This is a genomic window from Xanthomonas sp. LMG 12461, assembly GCF_009192935.1.
In the GTDB taxonomy this organism is placed as follows: domain Bacteria; phylum Pseudomonadota; class Gammaproteobacteria; order Xanthomonadales; family Xanthomonadaceae; genus Xanthomonas_A; species Xanthomonas_A sontii.
This window is the reverse complement of the sequence record NZ_NQYT01000015.1, coordinates 1-23,353: the sequence shown is the minus strand read 5'-3', so window position 1 is coordinate 23,353 and position 23,353 is coordinate 1. Positions and strand designations below refer to the sequence as shown.

20 protein-coding genes are annotated in these 23,353 nt (G+C 69.1%); 15 read left to right on the top strand and 5 right to left on the bottom strand.

The window, feature by feature from the left end:
* Window positions 1-69 precede the first annotated feature (69 nt).
* The 10 genes from bamA (at window position 70) to CEK68_RS03845 (ending at window position 13,814) form a co-directional block, all read left to right on the top strand.
* Window positions 70-2,490, top strand: coding sequence for an outer membrane protein assembly factor BamA (gene bamA, locus CEK68_RS03890; RefSeq protein ID WP_017908791.1), 2,421 nt, complete (start codon window positions 70-72; stop codon window positions 2,488-2,490).
* Between the two features lie 467 nt (window positions 2,491-2,957).
* Complete coding sequence (gene lpxD, locus CEK68_RS03885) at window positions 2,958-3,980, top strand: UDP-3-O-(3-hydroxymyristoyl)glucosamine N-acyltransferase (RefSeq protein ID WP_152238592.1); 1,023 nt, start codon at window positions 2,958-2,960, stop codon at window positions 3,978-3,980.
* On the top strand, window positions 3,977-4,447 hold the full coding sequence (fabZ, locus tag CEK68_RS03880; RefSeq protein ID WP_010344048.1) for a 3-hydroxyacyl-ACP dehydratase FabZ: 471 nt from the start codon (window positions 3,977-3,979) through the stop codon (window positions 4,445-4,447). Before lpxD ends, fabZ begins: the two co-directional genes overlap by 4 nt.
* A gap of 19 nt (window positions 4,448-4,466) precedes the next feature.
* Window positions 4,467-5,258 carry an acyl-ACP--UDP-N-acetylglucosamine O-acyltransferase gene (gene lpxA, locus CEK68_RS03875; RefSeq protein WP_017908793.1) on the top strand — a complete coding sequence of 264 codons (792 nt, stop codon included), beginning with the start codon at window positions 4,467-4,469 and terminating at the stop codon, window positions 5,256-5,258.
* Complete coding sequence (lpxB, locus tag CEK68_RS03870; protein ID WP_193314098.1) at window positions 5,255-6,559, top strand: lipid-A-disaccharide synthase; 1,305 nt, start codon at window positions 5,255-5,257, stop codon at window positions 6,557-6,559. Before lpxA ends, lpxB begins: the two co-directional genes overlap by 4 nt.
* Window positions 6,556-7,248 carry a ribonuclease HII gene (locus CEK68_RS03865; RefSeq protein WP_193314097.1) on the top strand — a complete coding sequence of 231 codons (693 nt, stop codon included), beginning with the start codon at window positions 6,556-6,558 and terminating at the stop codon, window positions 7,246-7,248. The genes lpxB and CEK68_RS03865 overlap by 4 nt, the downstream gene beginning before the upstream one ends.
* A 195-nt stretch (window positions 7,249-7,443) precedes the next feature.
* Window positions 7,444-11,031: a DNA polymerase III subunit alpha gene (gene dnaE / locus CEK68_RS03860; protein ID WP_152181949.1), complete on the top strand. Its 3,588-nt coding sequence runs from the start codon at window positions 7,444-7,446 to the stop codon at window positions 11,029-11,031.
* A gap of 55 nt (window positions 11,032-11,086) precedes the next feature.
* On the top strand, window positions 11,087-11,956 hold the full coding sequence (locus tag CEK68_RS03855; RefSeq protein WP_152238591.1) for a hypothetical protein: 870 nt from the start codon (window positions 11,087-11,089) through the stop codon (window positions 11,954-11,956).
* Between the two features lie 115 nt (window positions 11,957-12,071).
* Window positions 12,072-13,031 (top strand): acetyl-CoA carboxylase carboxyltransferase subunit alpha, encoded by a 960-nt coding sequence (locus CEK68_RS03850; protein WP_017908798.1) that lies wholly within the window; start codon window positions 12,072-12,074, stop codon window positions 13,029-13,031.
* A gap of 24 nt (window positions 13,032-13,055) precedes the next feature.
* Complete coding sequence (locus CEK68_RS03845; RefSeq protein WP_017908799.1) at window positions 13,056-13,814, top strand: tetratricopeptide repeat protein; 759 nt, start codon at window positions 13,056-13,058, stop codon at window positions 13,812-13,814.
* Window positions 13,815-13,887: 73 nt separating this feature from the next.
* Here the strand turns inward: CEK68_RS03845 and CEK68_RS03840 are convergent, their stop codons facing one another.
* Complete coding sequence (locus CEK68_RS03840) at window positions 13,888-14,343, bottom strand: CopD family protein (protein ID WP_152238590.1); 456 nt, start codon at window positions 14,341-14,343, stop codon at window positions 13,888-13,890.
* Between the two features lie 81 nt (window positions 14,344-14,424).
* On the opposite strand from CEK68_RS03840, the gene CEK68_RS03835 reads away from it, so the two are divergent.
* A complete protein-coding gene (locus CEK68_RS03835; protein ID WP_010344055.1) occupies window positions 14,425-15,030 on the top strand; it encodes a class I SAM-dependent methyltransferase in 606 nt (201 codons plus the stop codon).
* A gap of 63 nt (window positions 15,031-15,093) precedes the next feature.
* Window positions 15,094-16,404, top strand: coding sequence for a polyhydroxyalkanoate depolymerase (phaZ, locus tag CEK68_RS03830; protein WP_152238589.1), 1,311 nt, complete (start codon window positions 15,094-15,096; stop codon window positions 16,402-16,404).
* 45 nt (window positions 16,405-16,449) lie between these two features.
* Here the strand turns inward: phaZ and CEK68_RS03825 are convergent, their stop codons facing one another.
* Entirely contained in the window at window positions 16,450-17,376 is a 927-nt protein-coding gene (locus tag CEK68_RS03825; RefSeq protein ID WP_152238588.1) for a sensor domain-containing protein, read from the bottom strand.
* On the bottom strand, window positions 17,373-17,738 hold the full coding sequence (locus CEK68_RS03820; protein WP_017908804.1) for a PadR family transcriptional regulator: 366 nt from the start codon (window positions 17,736-17,738) through the stop codon (window positions 17,373-17,375). The genes CEK68_RS03825 and CEK68_RS03820 overlap by 4 nt, the downstream gene beginning before the upstream one ends.
* A gap of 170 nt (window positions 17,739-17,908) precedes the next feature.
* Between CEK68_RS03820 and CEK68_RS03815 the strand changes: the two genes are divergently transcribed.
* Both CEK68_RS03815 and CEK68_RS03810 read left to right on the top strand, forming a co-directional pair.
* Entirely contained in the window at window positions 17,909-19,666 is a 1,758-nt protein-coding gene (locus CEK68_RS03815; RefSeq protein ID WP_152238587.1) for an XVIPCD domain-containing protein, read from the top strand.
* Between the two features lie 101 nt (window positions 19,667-19,767).
* Window positions 19,768-20,688 carry a peptidylprolyl isomerase gene (locus CEK68_RS03810; protein WP_148829574.1) on the top strand — a complete coding sequence of 307 codons (921 nt, stop codon included), beginning with the start codon at window positions 19,768-19,770 and terminating at the stop codon, window positions 20,686-20,688.
* 30 nt (window positions 20,689-20,718) lie between these two features.
* Here CEK68_RS03810 and CEK68_RS03805 read toward each other — a convergent pair whose 3' ends face one another.
* Both CEK68_RS03805 and CEK68_RS03800 read right to left on the bottom strand, forming a co-directional pair.
* Complete coding sequence (locus tag CEK68_RS03805; protein WP_152238586.1) at window positions 20,719-21,231, bottom strand: DinB family protein; 513 nt, start codon at window positions 21,229-21,231, stop codon at window positions 20,719-20,721.
* 78 nt (window positions 21,232-21,309) lie between these two features.
* Entirely contained in the window at window positions 21,310-22,236 is a 927-nt protein-coding gene (locus CEK68_RS03800) for a DMT family transporter (protein ID WP_052250765.1), read from the bottom strand.
* Between the two features lie 216 nt (window positions 22,237-22,452).
* On the opposite strand from CEK68_RS03800, the gene CEK68_RS03795 reads away from it, so the two are divergent.
* Window positions 22,453-23,353: LysR substrate-binding domain-containing protein (locus CEK68_RS03795; protein WP_152238585.1), on the top strand; the 901-nt coding region annotated here is incomplete at its 3' end.

Sequence of the window (23,353 nt, the reverse complement as noted above, 5' to 3'; positions counted from 1 at the left end):
CCACTCGACCCGCTGTCGTCTTGCGCCGGCGCCCATGCAACAACGATATCGACCTCTACCGGACGTGACATGACGAGATTTCCCACTCGCCGCCTGCTTGCCCTCGCCCTCGCCGCCAGCCTCAGCCTGCCGGCCCTGGCCCAGGTAGCGGAGCCCTTCACCGCCAGCGACATCCGCGTCGACGGGCTGCAACGCATTTCGTCCGGCACCGTGTTCACCTACCTGCCGGTGGAACGCGGCGACACCGTGGACGAGGCCAAGGTCGCCGAGGCGATCCGTGCCCTTTACCGCACCGGCTTCTTCGAGGACGTGCGCGTCGACCGCCAGGGCAACATCCTGGTGGTCACGGTCAAGGAGCGTCCGGCGATCAACAAGCTGACCGTCACCGGCAACAAGGACATCAAGAGCGAGGAACTGCTCAAGGGCCTGTCCGACATCGGCCTCAGCGAAGGCGGCACCTTCGACCGGCTGAGCCTGGACCGGGTGACCCAGGAGCTGACCCGCCAGTACAACAACCGCGGCAAGTACAACGTCGAGATCACCCCGACGGTGAGCCCGCTGGACCGCAACCGCGTCGACGTGGCCATCGCGATCAAGGAAGGCAAGGCGGCCAAGATCCGCCACGTCAACCTGATCGGCACCGAGAAATTCCTCAACAAGGACATCCTGGAGAACTGGGAGTCGCGCGAGCACAACTGGCTGTCCTGGTACCGCCGCGACGACCAGTACTCCAAGGAAAAGCTGTCCGGCGACCTGGAGAAGCTCAACTCCTGGTACTTGGACCGCGGCTACGTCGACTTCAGCGTCGACTCCACCCAGGTGGCGATCAGCCCCGACAAGCGCGACATGTACCTGACCGCCGGCATCACCGAAGGCGAGCAGTACAAAATTTCCGACATCAAGGTCACCGGCGACACCATCCTGCCGCAGGAAGAGATCGAGAAGCTGGTGATCCCCAAGGCCGGCGACACCTTCTCGCGCGCGCTGCTGGAATACAGCTCCGACGCCATCACCAACACCCTGAGCAACATCGGCTACGCCTTCGCCAAGGTCACCCCGATCCCGACCACCGACCGCGAGAAGCGCACGGTGGCGGTGAACCTGCAGGTGACGCCGGGCCCGCGCGTGTCGGTGCGGCGCATCGTGTTCCGCGGCAACACCCGCACCTCCGACGAAGTGCTGCGCCGCGAAATGCGCCAGTTCGAGGACACCTGGTACTCGCAGGCGGCGATCGACCGCTCCAAGATCCGCCTGCAGCGCCTGGGTTATTTCGAGTCGGTGGACGTGGAAACCCCGCCGGTGCCGGGCAGCAACGACAAGGTCGACGTGGTCTACAACGTCAAGGAAACCACCTCGGGCAGCTTCACCTTCGGCCTGGGCTATTCGCAGACCTACGGCGTCACCACCTCGGTGCAGCTGTCGCAGAACAACTTCCTCGGCGGCGGAAACCGCGTCGCGGTGGACGCCTCGCGCAGCAGCTACCAGGAGCGCTACGCGTTCTCCTACACCAACCCGTTCTTCACCGACGACGGCGTCTCGCTGGGCTACAACCTGTCGTGGCGCAAGCTGGACTACTCCGACTTCGGCACCGCGCAGTACAACAGCACCAATGGCGCGGCGCAGGTGATCTTCGGCGTGCCGATCACCGAGACCGACAGCGTCTCGCTGATGTTCGGCGTGGACAGCAACCAGATCACCACCTATCCGGGCTTCACCCCGCAGGCGATCATCAACTACATCGACGCGATCGGGACCAAGACCTTCCACGCCTGGCGCAGCGAGCTCGGCTGGGCGCGCGACACCCGCAACGACTACTTCATGCCCACCCGCGGCATGTACCAGCGTGTGGGCCTGGAAGCCACCCTGCCCGGTTCGACCGTGGAGTACTGGAAGCTCAACTACCAGATCTCCAAGTACTGGCCGATCTCGCCGGCGCTGGTGCTCAACACCCGCGCGGAGTTCGGCTACGGCGACAGCTACGGCAGCGACGTGTCGCGCGACATCTGCGGCACCTACACCAGCGATGCGCAAGGCACGACGACCTACAACCCGCAGGCCTGCAACGGCTCCAACCTGATCCGCAGCGTCACCGCCTCGGGCCTGCCGTTCTACGAGAACTTCTACGCCGGCGGCACCAACTCGGTCCGCGGCTTCGAGGACAACACCCTCGGCCCGCGCTCGGAGGCCACCGCCTCGTACCGCCGCGGCCAGCCGCTGGGCGGCTCGTTCAAGACCGTGGGCTCGGCGGAAATGTACTTCCCGAAGCTGTTCGACAGCCCGTCGGCGCGCATTTCGGCGTTCGTGGACGTCGGCAACGTGTTCAATGGCGTGGACAACTTCAAGTCCAACCAGTTGCGCGCCTCCACCGGTATCGCCCTGCTGTGGCGGGCCCCGGTCGGCCCGATCTCGATCAGCTATGCGATTCCGTTGAAGAAGGAAGACAACGACGAAATCGAGCGCCTGCAGTTCACCTTTGGTGGGCAGTTCTAAAAGAACTGCCCACCCGCTGCCAGGGCTGCGCCCTGGCAGCCAGGTTTTCGCGAAGCGAAAACCTGCTGGGGCTTGGCTTACCTAATCCCGGCGCCTTCAGCGCGCCCCGAGCGCGTCACCGCATTCGCGCTGACGCCCCACGATTCGCATTGCGAATCGCGGGCCCCGGCTCATCACTCTCCGAATCCCCGCGCCTTCGGCGCGCCCCCTTTACCAAAGGGGGGAGCGCGCCACCGCATTCGCGCTGACGCCCCACGATTCGCACTGCGAATCGCGGGCCCCGGCTCATCGCCTTCCGAATCCCCCCGCCTTCGGCGCGCCCCCTTTACCAAAGGGGGCTTTGCTCGAGTCGGTCGATCGTGGCTTGCAGGTGATCGAGCCTATTCGGCTTGGTGTACGCGAGCGGGTCCCACGCCCTACGCGGGCGTACGTATGACCGTGCTGGTGGCACACGGTAGAATCTCCCGGTGAATACTTCGACCTATACCGCTGACGAGATCGCCGAGCGTTTCGGCCTGCAGGTGCATGGCGACGGCAGCGTCGCGGTGCGCGGCGTGGCCACGCTGGCGCAGGCCGGCCCGGGACAGCTGAGCTTCCTGGCCAATCCCCGCTATCGTGCGCAACTGGCCGACAGCACGGCGGCGATCGTGGTGCTGCGTGCCGACGACGCCGAGGCGGCGCCGGGGACCGCACTGATCGCGCGCGATCCGTACGTCGCCTTCGCCAAGATCGCCGCGCTGTTCGACGTGGCCCCGCTGCGACCGCCCGGCATCCATCCCAGCGCCAGCATCGATCCCAGTGCGCAGGTCGCGGCCAGCGCGCACATCGGCGCGTTCGTCAGCATCGGCGCGCGCAGCGTCATCGGCGAGGGCTGCGTGATCGGCCCCGGCTGCGTGATCGGCGAAGACTGCCAGGTCGGCGCCGGCAGCGAACTGATCGCCCGCGTCACCCTGGTCACCCGGGTGCGTCTGGGCCAGCGCGTGCGCGTGCATCCCGGCGCGGTGCTCGGCGCCGACGGCTTCGGCCTGGCGATGGACGCCGGCCGCTGGATCAAGGTGCCGCAGCTCGGCGGCGTCCGCATCGGTGACGATTGCGAGATCGGCGCCAACACCTGCGTGGACCGCGGCGCGCTGGAAGACACCACCCTCGAAGAAGACGTGCGCCTGGACAACCTGGTGCAGGTCGCGCACAACGTGCACATCGGCGCGCACAGCGCCATCGCCGGCTGCACCGGCATCGCCGGCAGCGCCAAGATCGGCCGCTACGTGATGCTCGGCGGCGCGGTCGGCGTGGTCGGCCACCTGGAGATCTGCGACAAGGTCGTGGTCACCGGCAAGTCGGTCGTGCGCAACTCCATCCACGAGCCGGGCGAGTACTCGTCCGGCACCCCATTGACCGACAACCGCACGTGGCGCAAGAACGCCGCGCGCTTCAAACAGCTCGATGCCCTGGCCCGTCGCATCCTGTCTGTCAGCAAGGAGAAGGAATGAGCCACGATCAGCCCCTGCCGGACGCCACCCTGCCGGACATCAACCAGATCCGCGCACTGCTCCCGCACCGCTACCCGTTCCTGCTGGTGGACAAGGTGGTCTCGCTGGATTTCGAGAACCGCCGGATCGTCGCGCACAAGAACGTCAGCATCAACGAGCCTTACTTCCAGGGCCATTTCCCGGGCCAGCCGATCATGCCCGGCGTGCTGATCATCGAGGCGCTGGCGCAGGCCGGCGGCATCCTGACCCAGCTGGCGATGGGCCGCGACGCGCAGTCCAAGCTGTTCTACATGGTCAAGGTCGACAACGCCCGCTTCAACAGCCAGGTGGTGCCCGGCGACGTGCTGGAGCTGCACGTGGAAATCAAGCGAGTGATCCGCAACATGGCGGTGTACTACGGCGAGGCCAAGGTCAACGGCAAGGTCGTGGCCTGCGCCGAAGTGCTGTGCGCCGGCACCCGCGAATGACCCTGGCAGGAGACCTGCGATGAGCGCCAACGCTCCCCTGATTCACCCCTCCGCGATCATCGATCCCGGCGCGAAACTCGCCGCCGACGTGCGCGTCGGCGCCTTCACCGTGATCGGCGCCGAGGTGGAGATCGGCGAAGGCTGCGAGATCGGCTCGCATTGCAGCATCGTCGGCCCGACCCGGCTCGGCCGCGACAACCGCCTGGTCGGCCACGTCGCGCTGGGCGGCGACCCGCAGGACAAGAAATTCGCCGGCGAACGCACCGAACTGGTGATCGGCGACCGCAACGTGATCCGCGAGTTCGTCACCGTCAGCCGCGGCACCGGCAGCGGCGGCGGCATCACTCGCGTGGGTAGCGACAACTGGTTCCTCGCCTACACCCACGTCGCCCACGACTGCATCGTCGGCAACCACTGCGTGTTCTCCAACAACACCACCCTGGCCGGGCACGTGGAAGTGGGCGACCACGTGATCATCAGCGGCTTCGCCGGCGCGCACCAGTTCTGCCGCATCGGCGATCACGCCTTCCTCGGCATGGGCGCGCTGATCAACGGCGACGTGCCGCCGTTCACCATGGTCGGCGGCAATTCCCTGGGCCGCCCGCGCGGCATCAACAGCGAAGGCCTGAAGCGCCGCGGCTTCGATCCCGAGCGCGTGGCCGCGATCAAGCGTGCGTACCGCGCGCTGTACGTGGCCGGCCTGCCGCTGGCCGAGGCCAAGCACCAGTTGGCGGTGCTGGCCGAAGGCAGCGAGGACGTGCGCGCGATGCTGGAGTTCATCGAATCCAGCGAGCGGCCGTTGTTGCGATGACGGCCGGGAACGGGGAATCGGGAATGGGGAATGGGAAGAGCGGTCGCCCGCCCGGCCCCGCTGTTGCTTCGACCATTCCCCATTCCCCATTCCCCATTCCCCGCGCAGCGAAGCTGCGCATCGCCCTGGTCGCCGGCGAAGCCTCCGGCGACCTGCTGGGTGCGGGGCTGATCGAGGCGCTGCGCGCGCGCTACCCCGATGCCGAGTTCGCCGGGGTCGGTGGCGAGGCGATGCGCCAGGCCGGGTGCCAGACCTGGTTCGACGCCAGCGAGCTGGCGGTGATGGGCCTGCTGGAAGTGCTGCGGCACCTGCCGCGCCTGCTGAAGCTGCGCCGCGCGCTGCGCGAGCGGCTGCTGGCCTGGCGCCCGGACGTGTTCGTCGGCATCGACGCGCCCGACTTCAACCTGGGCGTGGAGCGCTGGCTGAAGCAGCGCGGGCTGCGCACCGTGCATTACGTCAGTCCGTCGGTATGGGCCTGGCGCGAGCAGCGCGCGGCCAAGATCGGCGCCAGCGCCGACCGGGTGCTGTGCCTGTTCCCGATGGAGCCGCCGATCTACGCCAAGCACGGCGTGGACGCGCGCTTCGTCGGCCACCCCATGGCCGATGCGATCGCGCTGCACGAAGACCGCGGCGCGGCGCGTGCGTCCCTGGGCGTGGCAGCCGACGTGCCGGTGCTGGCGGTGTTGCCGGGCAGCCGCCTGGGCGAGATCGGCAAGCTCGGCGACACCTTCTTCGCCGCCGCCGCGCAGGTGCTGCAGCAGCTTCCGGACGCGCGCGTGCTGGTGCCGGCCGCCAATGCCGCGTGCAAGGCGCTGATCGAAGAACAACTCGCGCGCTCGGCCTTGCCGGCGGCCGCCACCCAAGTGCTGGACGGCCACGCGCGCACCGCGCTGCTCGCCGCCGATGCGGTGCTGCTGGCCTCCGGCACCGCAACCCTGGAAGCCATGCTGGTGAAGCGGCCGATGGTGGTCGGCTACAAGGTCGCCCCGCTCACCTACCGCATCGTCAAGGCGCTGGGCCTGCTGAAGGTGGACCGCTACGCCCTGCCCAACATCCTCGCCGGCCGCGACCTGGCACCGGAACTGATGCAGGACGCCTGCACCCCCGACGCCCTGGCCGCCGCGCTGCTGCACTGGCTGCGCAACCCGCAGGCGGTAGCGGCGCTGCAGCCCGAATACGAACGCCTGCACCTGCTGCTGCGCCAGGACGCCTCGGCGCGCGCGGCCGATGCGGTGCTCGAATTGCTGGAGGGCTGGGAATCGGGAATCGGGAATCGGGAATCGACAGGAGCAACGGCATGAAGCGCTCCCTTCCCCCGCCGTCGCCGCAGCAGTCGCTTTTGTCCCATTCCCCATTCTCCACTCCCGATTCCCGGCTCTATGCCGGCGTCGACGAAGCCGGCCGCGGTCCCCTGGCCGGGCCGGTGGCGGTGGCGGCGGTGGTGTTCGATCCGGCGCGTACCCGCATCAACGGGCTGGACGATTCCAAGCAGCTGACCGCGGCGCGGCGCGAGACGCTGTATGCGCGCATCGTCGAGCGCGCGCTGGCCTGGCAGGTGGTGCTGATCGAGGCCGAGGAGATCGACCGGCTGAACATCTACCAGGCGACCATGCTGGGCATGCGCCGCGCGGTCGAGGGCGTGGCCCACGTGGCCGGCTTCGCCCGCATCGACGGCAACCGCGTGCCCAAGGGTCTGCCCTGCGCCGCCGAGGCGCTGGTGGGCGGCGATGCCCGCGACCGCGCGATCATGGCCGCCTCGATCGTCGCCAAGGTCACCCGCGACCGGATCATGCAGCGCCTGCACGACGAACACCCGCACTACGGCTTCGACCTGCACAAGGGCTACGCCACCCCGGCGCACCTGGCCGCACTGGCCGCGCACGGCCCCTGCATCCATCACCGGCGCAGCTTTGCGCCGGTGCGGATGGCCCTGAAAAGCCGGGACCCGGAGCCCGGGACCCGGGACCCGGAACGGCAACTGGTCGCATAGGCTCCGAATTCGACGCCACTTACCGGTGTCCACGCCGATCACGCGATGCTCCCAAGCACGTGCGCGGACGGCAGTCCTGGCTTTTGCTTTTCCGGGTCCCGGGCCCCGGGTCCCCGGTCCCGCCTCTTCCACCTGTCAAGCCTTGCCCGGCTCGCCCCCCGCCGCTACCCTGCCCGGGCATCGCTCTGGTTCCGCATGTCCACTTCCCGCTTCGCCCATCTGCACATCCACACCGAGTTCTCGCTGGCGGATTCGACCATCCGTGTGCCCGAGAAACCGGATCAGGCTGACCCGAAGAAAGCCAAGCAGGCCAACCTGCTCAGCCGCGCGGTGGAGCTGGACCTGCCCGCGCTGGCGGTCACCGACCTCAACAACCTGTTCGCGCTGGTCAAGTTCTACAAGGCCGCCGAGGGCGTGGGCATCAAGCCGATCGCCGGCGCCGACCTGCTGATCGCCGACGGCACCCAGGCGCCGTGGCGGCTGACCGTGCTGTGCCGCAATCGCGACGGCTACCTGAGCCTGTCGCGACTGCTGACCCGCGCCTGGCTGGAAGGCCACCGCAACGAAGGCGGCGTGGCGCTGCGCCCGGAATGGCTGCAGACCGGCAGCGACAACCTGTTCGCGCTGGCCGGCCGCGAGAGCCTGGCCGGGCGCCTGGCCAGCGAAGGCCGCCACGACCTGGCCGAGCAGCAACTGGCCGACTGGCAGCGCATCTTCGGCGATGGCCTGCACCTGGAACTGACCCGTACCGGCCGCGACGGCGAGGAGGCGTTCAACCAGTTCGCCCTGCACGCCGCCGGCACCCGCGGCCTGCCGGTGATCGCCAGCAACGACGTGCGCTTCCTGTACGCCAGCGACTTCGCCGCGCACGAGGCGCGCGTGTGCATCTCCTCCGGCCGCGTGCTCGACGACCCCAAGCGCCCTCGCGACTACAGCGACCAGCAGTACCTGAAGTCGGCCGAGGAGATGGCCGCGCTGTTCGCCGACATCCCCGACGCGATCGACAACACCCTGGCGCTGGCGCAACGCTGCAACATCGAGATGCAGTTGGGCACCTACTTCCTGCCCGCCTACCCGGTGCCCGACGACGAGACGCTGGACAGCTGGATCCGCAGCCAGTCGCGCGACGGCCTGGCCGCGCGACTGGAGAAGAACCCGCTGGCGCCCGGCAAGACCCGCCAGGACTACGTGGACCGGCTCGAGTTCGAGCTGGACACCATCATCAAGATGGGCTTCCCCGGCTACTTCCTGATCGTGGCCGACTTCATCCAGTGGGGCAAGAACCAGGGCATCCCGATCGGCCCGGGCCGCGGTTCCGGCGCCGGCTCGCTGGTGGCGTGGGCGCTGCAGATCACCGACCTGGATCCGCTGCCGTACAACCTGCTGTTCGAGCGCTTCCTCAACCCGGAACGCGTGTCGATGCCCGACTTCGACATCGACTTCTGCATGGATCGCCGCGACGAGGTGATCGACTACGTGGCGCGCAAGTACGGCCGCGACCGGGTCAGCCAGATCATCACCTACGGCACCATGGCGGCCAAGGCGGTGGTGCGCGACTGCGGCCGCGTGCTCGGCTTCCCGTACGGCCTGGTCGACGGCGTCGCCAAGCTGATCCCCAACATCCTCGGCATCACGCTGAAGGATGCGATGGGCGAAGGCAAGGACAGCGAGATGGCCTCGCCGGAGCTGATCCAGCGCTACCAGGCCGAGGACGACGTCCGCGACCTGATGGACCTGGCGCGGCAGCTCGAGGACCTCACCCGCAACGCCGGCAAGCACGCCGGTGGCGTGGTGATCGCGCCGACGCCGCTGTCCGACTTCTGCCCGCTGTTCGCCGAACACGACGTCGACAATTTCGGCAAGAACCCGGTCACCCAGTTCGACAAGGACGATGTCGAGCAGGTCGGCCTGGTCAAGTTCGACTTCCTCGGCCTGCGCACCCTGACCATCATCGACTGGGCGGTGAAGGCGATCAACGTGCGCCACGCGCGCGCCGGCGTCCCGCCGGTGGAGATCGCCGCGATCCCGCTCGACGATGCGCCGACCTACAAGGGCATCTTCGCCTCGGGCAACACCGGCGCGGTGTTCCAGTTCGAATCCTCGGGCATGCGTCGGCTGCTGAAGGACGCCCGCCCCGACCGCTTCGAGGACCTGATCGCGCTGGTCTCGCTGTACCGCCCCGGCCCGATGGACCTGATCCCCTCGTTCAACGCGCGCAAGCACGGGCAGGAGGAGATCGTCTATCCCGATCCGCGCACCGAAGCGATCCTGAAGGACACCTACGGCATCATGGTGTACCAGGAGCAGGTGATGCAGATGGCGCAGATCGTCGGCGGCTACTCGCTGGGCGGCGCCGACCTGCTACGCCGCGCGATGGGCAAGAAGGTGCCGGCGGAAATGGCCAAGCACCGCGAGATCTTCCGCGAGGGCGCGGCCAAGGGCGGCGTCGGCGAGGCCAAGGCCGACGAAATCTTCGACCTGATGGAGAAGTTCGCCGGCTACGGCTTCAACAAGTCGCACGCCGCCGCCTACGCGCTGGTCAGCTACCAGACCGCGTGGCTGAAACGCCATTACCCGGCCGAGTTCATGGCGGCCACGCTGTCCTCGGACATGGACAACACCGACAAGGTCGTCGGCTTCCTCGACGAGGTGCGCAACCTCGGCCTGACCGTGCTGCCGCCGCGCATCAACGCCTCGGCCTACATGTTCGAGGCGGCCACGCCGGACACCATCCAGTACGGCCTGGGCGCGATCAAGGGCGTGGGCCGCGGCGCCTGCGAGGCGATCGTGGCCGAGCGCGAGCGCGGCGGCGAGTACGCCTCGCTGCTGGATTTCTGCACCCGCGTGGAATCGGCCAAGCTCAACAAGCGCACCCTCGAGGCGATGATCAACGCCGGCGCGATGGACGGGCTGGGCGCCAACCGCGCCACGCTGATGCTGCAGCTGCCGGAGGTGATGAAGGCCACCGAGCAGATGGCGCGCGAGCGCGCCTCCGGGCAGAACTCGCTGTTCGGCGGCGCCGACACCAGCGCCCCGGCGCTGCGCCTGGACCTGCCGGAGAGCAAGGAATGGCCGCTGGGCCAGTTGCTGGCCGGCGAACGCGAGACGCTGGGCTTCTACCTCAGCGGCCATCCGTTCGATCCGTACCGCGACGAAGTGCGCGAACTGGTCGGCTGCGACCTGAGCGCGCTGGAGAAGATCTGCGCGCAATCCGGCGGCGGCCGCGGCGGTGGCGACGGCGAGAAGCGCGCCTGGCGCCCGGAGGTCAGCGCGATCCTCGCCGGCCAGGTGGTCGGCGTGCGCCGCAAGGGCGACAGCCAGGTGTTCGTGCAACTGGAGGACGGCCGCGGCCGCATCGAGTGCAGCGCGTTTTCCGACGCCATCGCCGAGTTCGGCCACCTGCTGACCCGCGACCGCATCCTCATCGTCAAAGGCGGTGTGCGCGAGGACGAATTCAACGGCGGTTATGCGATGCGCATCCGCCAGTGCTGGGACTACGAACAGATCTGCACGCACCACGCGCAGCGCCTGTCGCTGCGCCTGGACCTGCGCCAGCGCAGCGCCTGGCCGCGCATCGACGGCCTGCTTGCCCGCCACCGCCCGGGCAAGACCCCCCTGCGCCTGGACCTGCTGCTGCAGTCGGCGCAGGGCGGCATCGCCGGCATGCTCGACCTCAACGGCAGCCATTCGGTGCGCGTGGACCCGCAACTGCTAGACGCCCTGCGTGGCGACCCAGCGGTGCGCGCGGTGAAGGTCAAATACAACCCGCCATGGGCGAACTGAGCCTGGCGCGCAGCGCGGCGCGCCCGTTGCGCATGACCGAAGGAAGGAGGCCGCGATGAAGACCGTGCTGTTCCCGTTCGCTGCCGCGCTCGCGCTGGCGGCGTGCTCCTCGTCCAAGGTCGACTTCCAGATCGACAACCCCACCACCGCGCCGCTGTCGATCACGCTCGACGGCAAGACCCTGCAGGTGCCGGCGCAGCAGGCGCAGCCGGTGACGTTGGCGGCCGGCGAGCACGACCTGCGCAGCGAACGCCTGGGCGATGTGCGCTTCATCGTCTACGCCGATACCAGGGGCGGGCTGATCAATCCGACCCTGAGCGAGTACGTGACCGCGAACGCGATCTACCTCACCGGCCCGGACAAGGCGAAGAACTTCGGTTCGATCAACGCGCGGATCGAACTGAACGGCGTCACCTTCGAAGGCCCGTTCAAACAGACCCACAACCTGTTCATCGACAAGGACTGGACCTTCGGCGTGCGCGAGCCGTTCCCGGATGAGCAGGTCGTCGCGCATGTCGATCCCAGCGGCGGCAAGATCTCCAGCAAGATCTTCACTGCGCCGGACTTCATCGCCTACGTCGAGACCGGCATGGGCCAGCCCGGCGCGTTCGAGCGCGCGCGGCCGGGCCGTTACGTGACGCCGCGCTTCGCGCTGGAGAAGACCCCGGCGACGTTGCCGCCGCTGGACCCGGCCTACGAGGCCCATGCCGGCCCGCTGCGCGCGCTCTACGCGCGCCACCTGCGCGCGACCAGCGCCGACGCGCAGCGTGCCCTGCGCAAGGAAGCCTTCCAGGCGCAGATGGCGTTCACCACCGCCACCGCGACGCTGGGCGCCTCGCTGCCGCCCTCGGCCAACGAGGCCTGCAACACCTTCGTGCACGCCTTCGGCGAGCTGACCGGGCGCAGTGCGCTGGTCGTTCCCTGAGCCGCCGCCGCCCCCGGCCAGCCGCGCCCCGCCGGCCTTTCCACACCGGAGCGTACGGGCAGTTGCCGTACATTCGGCTAAGCTTCCCCACCTTTGATCCATCCGACGGCTTCCAATGAACCCGAACTACCTCGACTTCGAGCAACCCATCGCCGATCTGGAAGCCAAGATCCAGGAACTGCGCAACGCCAGCACCGGCCCGGCGGTCAACGTCGACGCCGAGGTGGGTGCGCTGGAAGACAAGCTGCGGGTGCGCACCGCGCAGATCTTCCGCGACCTGTCCTCGTGGCAGATCTCGCAGTTGGCGCGGCATCCGCAGCGCCCGTACACGCTGGACTACATCAACGTGTTCTGCGACGAGTTCCAGGAACTGGCCGGCGACCGCGCGTTCGCCGACGACAAGGCCATCGTCGGCGGCCTGGGCCGCATCGATGGCCGCGCGGTGGTGATCATCGGCCACCAGAAGGGCCGCGACACCAAGAGCAAGATCGCGCGCAATTTCGGCATGCCGCGCCCGGAGGGCTACCGCAAGGCGCTGCGCCTGATGAAGCTGGCCGAGCGCTTCAAGCTGCCGCTGCTGACCTTCATCGACACCCCCGGCGCCTACCCCGGCATCGGCGCCGAGGAGCGCGGCCAGAGCGAAGCGATCGCGCGCAACCTGCTGGAGATGGCCGAGCTGAAGGTGCCGGTGATCTGCACCGTGATCGGCGAAGGCGGCTCCGGCGGCGCGCTGGCGATCGGCGTGGGCGACCGCACCCTGATGCTGGAATACGGCACCTATTCGGTGATCTCGCCGGAAGGCTGCGCCTCGATCCTGTGGAAGGACGCCTCCAAGGCCAAGGATGCCGCCGAACAGCTCGGCCTGACCGCCAAGCGCCTGTCCGCGCTGGGCCTGGTCGACAAGGTGATCCGCGAACCGATCGGCGGCGCCCACCGCAACCCCACGCAGATGGCCAAGCGCCTGAAGGCGGTCCTGCTCAACGAACTGGACGCCCTGGAACAGCTGCCGATCGAGCAGTTGCTGGAGAAGCGCTACGCGCGTCTGCGCAGCTACGGGGCGTACGAAGCGGCCTGATCGCGACACAAGGAAGCGTTGTCCATGAATCCCATCGTCCTGCTGTCGCTGGCCTTGCAGTTGGCCTGCTGCGTGCACGTGGTGCGCAGCGGCCGCCCGCTGTATTGGATCTTCATCCTGCTGATCTTTTCGTATCTGGGGATCCTGATCTACGTGATCGCCGAACTGCTGCCGGAGTGGCGCAACGATCCGCGCGCGCGCCGCCACCTGCGCAAGGTCGGCGCCACACTCGATCCGAACCGCGACAAGCGCACCGCCGGCAATCGCCTGGAACTGGCCGACACCGTGGACAACCGCCGGCAACTGGCCGAGGTGCACCTGGATAACGGCGAGTACGCGCAGGCGGCCGAGGTGTTCGAGAGCGGCTTGCGCGGCATCCACCGCGACGACCCCGGACTACTGCTCGGACTGGCCAAGGCGCAGTTCGGCCTGGACCAGCCGGCCGCGGTGAAAGCCACGCTGGACCGGCTGATCGCCGCCAACCCGCAGTTCCGCTCGCAAGACGGCCACCTGCTCTACGCGCGCGCCACCGAGGCGCTGGGCCAGACCGACGCGGCGCTGGAGGAATACGCCGCGCTCGCCGACGACTACCCCGGCGAAGAAGCGCGCGTGCGCTACGCGCAACTGCTGCAGCGCGCGGGCCAGCCGCAGCGCGCCGGAGAAGTGTTCAACGAAGTACTGAAGCGCTCCAGCCTGGCCCCGCGCTACTACCAGCGCGACCAACGCCAGTGGATCGACCTGGCCCGCAGCGAACTGAAGCAACTCGACAGCCGCAACGCCTAGCTGCTGGCGCAAACCCGGAAAGGGTCGGAAACGGGGACTTTCGAATCCCCAATCCCAAATCCCCAATCCCCGCTCAAAACGGCTTGGCCAGCACCAGCCAGATCACCACCAGCAGCGCCAGCACCGGCAGCTCGTTGAACAGGCGCAGCGCGCGCGAGGACGGCAGCGCGCCGGCCTGGCCGACGCGCTTGAGCCAGCGGCCGGTGAAGATGTAGTAGGCCAGCATCAGCGCGACCAGGCCGAGCTTGGCGTGCAGCCAGCCGCTGTGGCCGGGCGCGACCATGGTCGGGAAGTCCGGCAGCACCTTGTAGCCCAGCCACAGGGTCAGCCCCAGCACTAGCGCCAGCCCGAACATGCTGTGGCCGAAGCGGTACAGGCGCCGGCCCATCAGCGCCAGGCGCTCCTGCACCTGCGGCTGGCCCGCGCTCTCGGCGACGTTGACCAGGATCCGCGGCAGGTAGAACACCGCCGCCATCCATGCGATCACGAACAGCAGATGCAGGGACTTGATCCACAGGTAGAGTTGCATGCGCTGGCTCCGTGTCGCTGGCGTAGGATGTGCGGCCATTTTCGCCGATTCGTCCGGCGCCCGCACGGACCACACGCCCGCATGGACAAACAGTACGACGCCGACTACTTCCAGCGCTGGTATCGCCGCGACGGCATCGGCGATGCCGCGCGCCTGGCGCGCAAGGTCGCGCTCGCCGTGGCCCAGGCCGAGTACTACCTGGAACGGCCGATCCGCAGCGTGCTCGACATCGGCTGCGGCGAAGGCGCCTGGCGCGCGCCGCTGCTCAAGCTGCGGCCGAAGCTGCGCTATCTCGGCTTCGACAGCAGCGACTACGCGGTCGCCCGCTACGGCCGCCACCGCAACCTGCACCCGGCGCGCTTCGGCGATTTCGCCTGGCTGCGGCCGTGCGCGCCGGTGGACCTGCTGGTGTGCTCGGACGTGCTGCACTACGTGCCCAGCCGCGAACTGCGCCAGGGCCTGCCCGGCCTGGTGGAGCTGTGCGGCGGCGTGGCGTTCCTGGAGACCTTCGCCGCCGAGGACGATTTCGACGGCGACCACGCCGGCTTCCAGCCCCGCGCGGCGCGCTGGTACCGGCGCCAGTTCGGTGCGCTCGGGCTGCGCCCGGTGGGCAGTCATTGCTGGCTGGCGCCAGCGCTGGCGGGCGATGCGGCGGCCCTGGAGACGATTGGTCTGGTGCCCCATTAAGGTGCAAACCGCGCGGATGCGTTATGCTGCACGGCAGCATACGCTCAGGATGGAAACACCGGCATGCTCTACCAGTGGCACGAACTGACCCGTAACCTGCTCGCCCCCTGGGTGCACCAGGCCGAAGCCAACGCCAAGATCTTCTCCGACCCCAACAGCCTGTGGTCGACGCTGCCCGGCGCCGAGCGCCTGGCCGCCAGCAACGAGTTGATGCACCGCCTGGGCAAGGACTACGAGAAGCCGGCCTGGGCGCTGGACCATGTCGAGGTCGACGGCCACGCCCTGCCGATCGTCGAGCAGGAAGTGCTGCGCAAGCCGTTCTGCCGCCTGCTGCGCTTCAAGCGCTTCAGCGACGACGCCAAGGTCGTGGACGGACTCAAGAAGCAGCCGGCCGTGCTGGTGGTGGCGCCGCTGTCCGGCCACCACGCCACGCTGCTGCGCGACACCGTGCGCACCCTGCTGCGCGACCACAAGGTCTACGTCACCGACTGGATCGACGCGCGCATGGTGCCGCAGTCCGAAGGCGACTTCGGCCTGGACGACTACGTGCGCTACGTGCAGGACTTCATCCGCCACATCGGCGCCGAATCGCTGCACGTGATGAGCGTGTGCCAGCCGACCGTGCCGGTGCTGGCCGCGGTGTCGCTGATGGCCGGACGCGGCGAGACCACGCCGCGCTCGCTGGTGATGATGGGCGGGCCGATCGACGCGCGTCGCAGCCCCACCGAGGTCAACAACCTGGCCACGCGCAATCCGCTGTCCTGGTTCGAGCACAACGTCATCCATACCGTGCCGCCGGCCTATCCCGGCCACGGCCGCGCCGTCTACCCGGGCTTCCTGCAGCACATCGGCTTCCTGGCGATGAATCCGAGCCGGCACTTCATGTCGCACTGGGATTTCTACGCCAACCTGGTCAAGGGCGACCTGCAGGACGCCGAGGCGCACCGCCGCTTCTACGACGAGTACAACGCGGTGCTGGACATGCCGGCCACCTACTACCTGGACACCATCCGCGTGGTGTTCCAGGAATTCCTGCTGCCGCGCGGCGAATGGGTGATCGACGGCGAACGCGTCGACCCGGCCGCGATCCGCGACACCGCGCTGCTCAGCATCGAAGGCGAACTGGACGACATCTCCGGCCTGGGCCAGACCGCCGCCGCGCAGGACCTGTGCACCGGCATTCCCGCCGCGCGCCGCCAGCACCTGGAAGTGCAAGGCGCCGGCCATTACGGCATCTTCAGCGGCCGTCGCTGGCGCGACATCGTGTATCCGCAGGTGCGCAGCTTCATCGCCGCCAACGCCGGCGCCAGCCGCGCGTCGGCGGCCGGCAACGTCACCCCGCTCAAGCGCCGCGGCAGCCGCAAGGCCGGCTGAGCCGCGTCGCGCCCGCGGCCGGCGGTCGCCGGCCGCGACGCCTCGTCATTGCCCCGTGCTGTGCACCAGTAGTTGCTTGGCCAGCAGGCCGTGCAGCTTGCCGACGGCCCGCGCCAGGTGCAGCGTGACAAAGAGCAACACGACACCCAATGCGGTGGACAGCGGCAGCAGCCACAGACCTGCACCGGCGGCGCCGAGATCGCCGAACGCCACGCCAAGATAGAAGTGCTCGGGGAACAGCAGGCCCAGTGGTGCCGCGGCCAACCCCAGCGCGGTGCTGAGCAGGGTGACGAACACGGTGAAGTAGGCGATCCCCAGCGGCAGCATCAGCAGGAAATACAGCATCGTGGTCCAGGTGCGCGCATCGGTGAACATCTGCCCGATGCGCTGCAGCCACGGCTGTTGCGGCGCGCTGTACAGCGGCCGGCGTGGCATGCGCTCGCCCAGCAGGACTTCCACCACGCGGCCCTCCACCAGCGACAGCAGCCGCACCGACCCGAAGAACAGCACCAGCAGCGGCACCCCGACGATCAGGATCAGCAAGCCCGCCGACACGCTGACGCCGGTCACCAGCCAGGTGAAGTAGAAGATGCCGGTAACCAGCGACAGCAGCATGTAGAACAGGCTGCCGTAGGCGCGCGGGTCGGCGACCACGCCGAAGAAGCGGCCGGGCAACGATTTGCGCCTGGGCGGCGCCGGCGGCTTCAGCGCGCGGCTCACCGTGACCTCGGTCTCGCGGTAGATCTCGGCCACTTCCTCCGGTGCGCCGTAGCTGCCGGCGACGCCGGCGATGACCTCGGCCTCGCTCTTGCCGGGCTGCTCGGCCAGTTCCGAACGCAGGTATTCCTCCGCGTCGTACAGCGCGTCCTGGACCAGCGCGGGGTCGGCGCCGCCCAATGCCGCGCGCAGTTGCGCCAGGTAGTCGGGAATGGTGGTCGGCAAGGGCCGCGGTGCGGTGTGTGCGCTGCTCATTCTGAAATCCCCTTCAGCACGGAATCGACGGAATCGCGGGTGGCGCGCCACGCCGCGGCCCATTGCCGCAGCGTGGAAAGACCCGCCGCGGTGATGCGGTAGTAACGCCGTGGCGGCCCCGCCACCGACGGCTCGACATGGCTGGACAGCAGGCCGGCCGCCTCCAGGTTGCGCAGCACCGGATACAGCGCGCTCTGCTTGCCGCTGAGCACGCCCTCGCCCACCTGCTCCAGGCGCTTGGCGATCAGGTAGCCGTACAGCGGCGCCTCGGCCGCAGCCAGGACCGCCAGCAGGGCCAGCGACACGGTGCCGGCACTCAGCTCCTTCTGGAATTTCTTCAGCTGCGCATCCGGCTCGACCATGACGCCCTCGCTAGGTTGAGGTGGATACTAGTGCAGAGTTCGACATAGCCCCCTGTGCCGTTGGTCATGTGCGCCGCCCTGCCCGGCGCCGCGGCGGCAAACGTTTCGACAACGTCGCGCTGGCTACACTGCGGGGCCTTCCTTTGTGCATGCCATCCAGGAGGTCACGCATGAGTTCCCCGCAGCCCGGGCAGGCCACCGACGCCAGCTTCGCCGGTTCCGGCAACCAGTTCTCCAACGGCCCGATCAAATGGGATCCCGCCGCCGGCTCCGCCTCGGTCGAGTCCAGCCGGAACGTCGTGGAAGCCAGGCGCGGTCCGCTGGAATACGCGGTCGTGCAGACCGGCAAGGTCGGTGCTGGCAGCAAGCAGGACAACGGCAACACCGTGTTCAACGTGGAAATGGAGTTCACCCAGGGCCAGCGCATCGGCGGCTCCTTCAAGGCCGGACGCCTGGCCGCCGACGGCAGCCTGAGCCAGGTCGCTGGCGAACGCGGCCGCTACGAGGTCAGCCTGCCCGGCAAGGCCAATGCCGAGGCCGCCGCCCAGGTCAATCCCTTCAACCCGCTGACCATTCCGGTGGGCGGCAGCGTCAAACTCGATGGTCAGGTGTTCGCCAAGACCTCGATGGAGGCCGCCTTCCGCGGCTTCGCCACGTCCAGCGAGCGGACCGACGCGACCGGCCTGAGCTACGCCGCGCAGCGCCTGGACGACAACCGCGTCCGCGTGGCAGTCGGCCCGACCCAGGCCGTGGAACAACTCCAGGCAGTGGGGCTGAAGACCAGCGTGGCGCAGGCCATGCTCGGCCGCCAGGACGCGCTCGGCCAGGCGACCATGCGCACCGCCACCTTCGACCTGCGCGAGCCGCAGGCGCAAGCCGCCTATCGCGACTTCCTGGCCAGCGGCAAGCTCGCCGCCAACGTACCCGGCGTCAGCGACGTACAGAAGGTCGAAAGCCTCACGATGAGTTCGGAAACCCGTGCCCAACTCGCGGTAGGCCCGTTCAAGGCCGAGCTGGGCGGCCAGCGCAACACCGGGGAGAACGTGCGCACCACCTATGCCGACGGCAGCTACAGCGTGGTCGGCAAGGTGCAGTACGCCGGCAACGTGCCGATGACCATGACCCGCCAGTTCGACGCCGCGAACAACGAGCGCGTGGACGAACGCAGCTACCAGTTCAAGTTCGACAAGGTCGACGAGAACCAGGCGCAACTGCTCAACTCGGTGCTCACCGGCAAGGCCGGTGCCGCGGGTCCGGCGAAGGCCGGCCAGGACCTCACCCTGCACTTCTCCGAGCGGCAGATGGATGCGCTGCGTCAGCAGTACCAGCGCGCAGCGCAGGCCAGCCCGATGACCGCGCACGAGGCGGCGCAGTACGCCAAGCAAAGTCCGCAGGACTTCGCGATCGGCCTGGCGCGCAACCTTGGCAATTCCCAGTACGGCCTGAGCGAGCGCCTGTTCCGCGTGGCCGACAGCGCCGGCGGCACGCCGGGCGGCGATCTGCAACGCATCGACGCCAAGGCCGAAACGCCAGAGCAGAAGTCGCCGACGGCGCCGACACGCGCCACCGGCAGCGGGCCGGAGCCGCACGCCGCTGCCGCCGCCGACCCGCGGCAACAGGCGATGCAGCAGGCGATCGAGCGCAAGCTCACCCCGTACGATGCCAACGTCGCCAGCAACTTGCTGCTGGCAGCCAGGCGCGATGGCCTGACCCAGGTCGATCACGTGCTGCGCAACGACAACGGCCGCGTGTTCGCGGTGCAGGGCGACCCCGGCGCCGGCGACAAGCGGGTGGCCTACGTGGACGCCGCGCAGGCGGCCACCATCCCGGCGGCGGAAAGCGCCAGGCAACTGGCCGCGCTGCCGCCGCTGCCGAACCAGGCGCCAGTGCAGGACACACAGGAACCGCAGAAGCGCGCGCTGTCGTAGACAGCGCTGTCGGCGGCACGGCGGTCGCGCCATGCCGCCGGCACATTGGCAGCGGCCGCCGCTTCGGTGAGAATCGGGCGCTCACCGACCGGGCCGCCCTCATGCCGCTGCGCACTTCCCTGCTCGCCCTCGCGTTGTCGCTGTCCACCTTCGCCGCGTCGGCCGGGGCACCGCCGCCGGCCGTGCCCTACCGCAGCCCGCAACAGATCCTGGACGCATCCAAGCCCAGCGACTGGCGCACGCTGGATCCGGCCAACACGCTGTACCTGGAGCTGGACACCGGCCGGGTGATCATCGAACTGGCACCGGCGTTCGCGCCGCAGCACGTCGGCAACATCCGCACCCTGGCCCACGAGCACTTCTGGGACGGCCTGAGCATCTACCGCGCGCAGGACAATTTCGTGGTGCAGTTCGGCGACCCCGACGGCGAGGAGCCGGGCAAGGCCAGGTCGCTGGGCAGTGCCAAGACCCACCTGCCCGCCGAATTCCAGCGCCCGGCCGCGGGCCTGGCGTTCCAGCCCCTGCCCGACCGCGACGGCTGGGCGCCGCAGGTGGGCTTCGTCGACGGCTTTCCGGTGGCGCGCGATCCCAAGGCCGGCACCGCCTGGCTGGCGCATTGCTACGGCACGCTCGGCGCCGGCCGCAACAACGACGAAGACAGCAGCATCGGCGCCGAACTGTACGTGGTCACCGGGCAGTCGCCGCGGCAACTGGACCGCAACATCACCGTGGTCGGCCGCGTGGTCAAGGGCATGGAACTGCTCAGCGTGATCCCGCGCGGGCCGGACCCGATGGGCTTCTACGAAAAACCCGAACAACGCACCCCGATCCGCGCCATCCGCTTGGCCAGCGACGTGCCGGAGAACGAGCGCACCCCGCTGCAATTGCTGCGCACGGATACGCGCACCTTCCGCGAGGTCGTCGAGGCGCGACGCAACCGCCGCGACGCGTTCTACAAGCGGCCTGCCGGGCACATCGACCTGTGCAATGTGCCGCTGCCGGTGCGTACGCCGCCGAAGTGACGCGTCATGCGCGCGCCGGACGGTGTGCGCTCAGGCGCCGCCGACGCTGCGCCGCTGCGGTTGCTGCGCGTGCAGGAAGCGGGTGAACAGTTCGCGCGGCTGCTCCACGCCGCACTCGGCCAGCAGCATGGCGATGTTGCCGCGGTGGAAAGCGCCATGCGCGAGCACGTGGAACAGCATTTCCTCTCGGCTCATGCGGCCGGCATCGCCATCGGTGAAATGGAACGCCAGTGTCTGCTGCAAGGCGGGCGCGTCGATCCGGGCGACATAGTCGGCATACCACCGGTCCGATTCGGCCACCGCCGCACCCAGCGCCTCCAGTTCCGGCGTCTGCGGCGTATTGCTCGCGGTGAACGCATGCGTGCCGCCCTCCAGGTGCGCAGCGAAGATCCGGTCCACCACGTAGGTATGGTTCAACAGCCGGATCGCGCGCTGCCGCTGCGCCGGATACGCGACCGCATCGATCTGCGCCAGCGACTGCAGCAGTTCGGCGTTGGCCCAGGCCTTGAAGGCAAACTGCGCTGCGAGCAGGGAATCGGTCATTGCGTCGTTCTCAGGCAAAGGGGTGACACGGCAATTGCGGCGCGCCGACGTCCTCGCGCACGCCTGCCAGTTGCGCCGCTACCGCGCGCGCTGGCTGAAGGCGACGCTGCCCAGGATCAGCATGCCGGCCAGCAACATGGTCCAGGTCAGCGGCTCGCCGAGGATGGCCCAAGCCAGCAACGCGCCGAACACCGGGACCAGGTAAGTCACCGTCGACGCGCGCGCCGGGCCGATGCGCTGGATCAGCCGGTAGTACAACAGGAACGCCAGGCCGGTGCAGAGCACGCCCAGGCCGCCGGCGCAGGCCCAGGCGGCGGCCGGCACCGGTGCGGCCGGCCAGTGCGTCCAGGCCAGCGGCGCCAGCAGCAACGCGCTGCAGCCCAGCGTCGACGCCGCCGCCGCGGCCGGCGGCAGATCGCTCATGTGCCGCTTCACCAGGCTGTAGCCGATGCCGTACAGCAGGGAGGCAGTGGTGCCGGCCAGCGCGGCGGGGCCCACGCTGATGCCGGCCGACTTGCCGGTGGCGAGCACCACGATGCCGGCGAAGCCGATCAACAGCGCCAGCGCGCGACGCGTGCCGATCTTCTCGCCGAAGAACAGGAAGGCGATCAACGCGGTGAACAGCACGGTCATCGCGTTGCAGATCGCGCCGATCGCCGCCGGCGCGTGTTGCGCGCCCCAGGCGAAGAGCAGGAACGGCAGCGCCGAGTTGAGCAAGCCGATCGCCGCCAGGGTCGGCCAGCGCCGCAACGGGAAGCGCGCCCGCGCCAGCCACAGGAACGGCAGCAGCACCGCCGCGCCCAGCGCCAGGCGCAGTTCCACCAGCGCGTAGGCGCCGAACTGCGGCGCGGCCACGCGCATGAACAGGAACGAGCAGCCCCAGACGACGCCGAGGAAACCCAGTTCCAGCGGCGTGCGCCAGTCACGGGCGGGCGCGCCGTCGGATGCGGAGGCAGCAGCGGCGGAGGCGATGGCCGGCTGCAGGGAAGGATCGGAGGTGGGCATGGAAGAGGCTCGCGGTCGATCGGACACGCGCCGCAGCGGTCGTGCGACGCCACGCATCCGCTGCCGGCTGAGGACGCCGGGCGGCGCATCCGCACCGACTCCGCATCACCGCTGCCCGCCGCGCATGTCGTGTTCGGCTGCCAGCATCGCCCTGCGCCACGGGGCCGACAAGCGCGTAGTATCGTCGCGAGCCACAAATCTGCCGCGTGCCTGCTCATGCAACTGCGCCCGTCCCTGCTGCCCGCACTCGGCGTGTTCGCCGCCGCGGCGCGCCACCAGAACTTCGCCCATGCCGCGGAGGAACTGCATCTCACCGCCAGCGCGGTCAGCCACCATGTGCGGCGCCTGGAAGCCCTGCTCGGCGCCACGCTGTTCCAGCGCCACGCGCGTGGGGTCAAGCTGACCGCCGAAGGCCGGCAACTGGCCGATGCCGCCAGCGCGGCGCTGGCCGACATCGCCGCGGTCGCCGGCAACCTGCATCCGCAGGCCGACACCGCGCCTCTGCGCCTCACCACGCTGCGCTCGCTCTCGTACTGCTGGCTGCTGCCACGCCTGCCGCGCTTCTGCCAGGCCTATCCGCACGTGCGGCTGGACATCCAGACCGATGCGGCGTTCTCGCGCTTCGAGGAGGGCGGCCCGGATCTGGGCATCCGCTACGGCCAGGGCGCCTGGCCGGGCCTGACCTCGCACCATCTGATGGACGACGAACTGTTCCCGGTCGCCTCGCCCGCCCTGCCGCAACTGGCGACGCTGCGCCGACCCGAGCAGATCGCGCAGTTGCCGCTGCTCACCGACATGTCGCCACAGGGCTGGCGCGACTGGTTCCGCGCCGCCGGCGTGCGCGGCGTGGCGCTGCCGCCCATGCACACCTTCAACGACAGCACCGATGCGATGCGCGCGGCGGTGTACGGCGTGGGCGCGGTGCTGGCACGCAAGCACATCGCCCAGCCCTACCTGCAGCGTTACGAACTGGTGCGTCTGCCCGGCCCGGCGCTGACCGCGCGCTATTCCTACTACATCGTGCATCCGACCCACCGCCTGCTCAGCCCGGCCGCCAGCCACTTCGTCGACTGGCTCAAGCGCGAGGCGCTGGACGAGCGCACGCCGATGCCGGCGC